Origin of the sequence: Maribacter taeanensis (assembly GCF_047345145.1) — a bacterium.
In the GTDB taxonomy this organism is placed as follows: domain Bacteria; phylum Bacteroidota; class Bacteroidia; order Flavobacteriales; family Flavobacteriaceae; genus Maribacter_C.
The window spans coordinates 1-2,392 of sequence record NZ_JBLFER010000008.1 but is presented as its reverse complement, the minus strand read 5'-3'; the positions used below and the strand labels follow the sequence as shown (position 1 = coordinate 2,392).

General features: G+C 45.9%; 2 tRNA genes and 1 rRNA gene. All 3 read right to left on the bottom strand.

Going from position 1 to position 2,392, the window contains the following annotated elements:
• Positions 1–209 precede the first annotated feature (209 nt).
• Positions 210–286: transfer RNA gene (locus tag ACKWCD_RS18940), tRNA-Ala, on the bottom strand.
• Positions 287–473: 187 nt separating this feature from the next.
• Positions 474–547, bottom strand: a tRNA-Ile gene (locus ACKWCD_RS18935).
• 205 nt (positions 548–752) lie between these two features.
• Positions 753–2,280 (bottom strand): 16S ribosomal RNA (locus tag ACKWCD_RS18930).
• Between the last annotated feature and the right edge of the window lie 112 nt (positions 2,281–2,392).

Sequence of the window (2,392 nt, the reverse complement as noted above, 5' to 3'; positions counted from 1 at the left end):
GATAATACTCTATACTCTGTACTTAAAAAATTCGTGTCTTATTTTACTATATAAAACTTTTAATTCTCAAATCTTATAACACCCGTGCGGGTATTATAAGTCTGTTCCAATATGTCAATGAACGTTGTCGTGAGCCACGACAGGCAAATAAATACCATCGTACTCAACACAATACTCAAGAGATAAATAAATTATCTCCAGGCATCGCCTGGTGGAGAATATCGGAGTCGAACCGATGACCTCCTGCGTGCAAGGCAGGCGCTCTAGCCAGCTGAGCTAATCCCCCAATTACTAGTCGTTAGTAATTAGTAGTTAGTAGTTAGTACTTAACTACCACCCAACTTCTAGAATTTCCTATTCAATATTTCAATCAATGAACGTATTTTTAGTAGTAAGTCGTTAGTAATTAGTAGTTAGTTATTAAACTAAATACTGTTTACTTCGTACTTAATACACGCAGCAAAGCTGCGTTGTAGTCCCGGGCAGACTCGAACTGCCGACCTCTACATTATCAGTGTAGCGCTCTAACCAGCTGAGCTACGGGACTGTCCCTACTCCTTCTTCCAGTATAAATACCTTCAAAAAAAGCAATTACTTATATATCATTATTGTAAAGACAGTATATGCGCAATTGTAAACTTCAAATCAGTTTTTAGAATGGACCCTGAAACAAGTTCAGGGTATACTAAAACGAAGTTTTAGTATAAAATCGATCAAACGGAACTGGTAATTCTTTTAATTGTCGTCTCTAGAAAGGAGGTGTTCCAGCCGCACCTTCCGGTACGGCTACCTTGTTACGACTTAGCCCTAGTTACCGATCTTGCCCTAGGCCGCTCCTTACGGTGACGGACTTCAGGCACTCCCGGCTTCCATGGCTTGACGGGCGGTGTGTACAAGGCCCGGGAACGTATTCACCGGATCATGGCTGATATCCGATTACTAGCGATTCCAGCTTCACGGAGTCGAGTTGCAGACTCCGATCCGAACTGTGATAGGTTTTATAGATTCGCTCTGCCTTGCGACATGGCTGCTCTCTGTACCTACCATTGTAGCACGTGTGTGGCCCAGGACGTAAGGGCCGTGATGATTTGACGTCATCCCCACCTTCCTCACGGTTTGCACCGGCAGTCTCGTTAGAGTCCCCGACATGACTCGCTGGCAACTAACGACAGGGGTTGCGCTCGTTATAGGACTTAACCTGACACCTCACGGCACGAGCTGACGACAACCATGCAGCACCTTGCAAATTGCCCGAAGGAAAATCTATCTCTAGACCTGTCAATATGCATTTAAGCCCTGGTAAGGTTCCTCGCGTATCATCGAATTAAACCACATGCTCCACCGCTTGTGCGGGCCCCCGTCAATTCCTTTGAGTTTCATTCTTGCGAACGTACTCCCCAGGTGGGATACTTATCACTTTCGCTTGGCCGCCCAGAATTCAAGATTCCGGACAGCTAGTATCCATCGTTTACGGCGTGGACTACCAGGGTATCTAATCCTGTTCGCTCCCCACGCTTTCGTCCATCAGCGTCAGTATATAGTTAGTCACCTGCCTTCGCAATCGGTGTTCTATGTAATATCTATGCATTTCACCGCTACACTACATATTCCGGCAACTTCACTATAACTCAAGACAACCAGTATCAAAGGCAATTTTACAGTTGAGCTGCAAACTTTCACCTCTGACTTAGCTGCCCGCCTACGGACCCTTTAAACCCAATAATTCCGGATAACGCTCGGACCCTCCGTATTACCGCGGCTGCTGGCACGGAGTTAGCCGGTCCTTATTCTTACGGTACCGTCAGTAGAGTACACGTACTCTTTTTTCTTCCCGTATAAAAGCAGTTTACTACCCATAGGGCATTCTTCCTGCACGCGGCATGGCTGGATCAGAGTCTCCTCCATTGTCCAATATTCCTCACTGCTGCCTCCCGTAGGAGTCTGGTCCGTGTCTCAGTACCAGTGTGGGGGATCCCCCTCTCAGGGCCCCTACCCATCGTAGCCATGGTAAGCCGTTACCTTACCATCTAACTAATGGGACGCATGGCCATCTTTTACCGCCCGAAGGCTTTAACTATCTCGTAATGCTACAAAAAGTACTATGGGGCATTAATCTTCGTTTCCAAAGGCTATTCCCCTGTAAAAGGTAGGTTCCATACGCGGTGCGCACCCGTGCGCCGGTCGTCATCAAAGTGCAAGCACTTCATGTTACCCCTCGACTTGCATGTGTTAGGCCTGCCGCTAGCGTTCATCCTGAGCCAGGATCAAACTCTTCATCGTTAATCTTTAAATAATATTAAGTACTAACAACCAAAATCATCTCCCAGCTCCGTAATCTCGATTTAATTCTTACAATATCTATCTTTCAATAAATACCATATATGATTCTTAA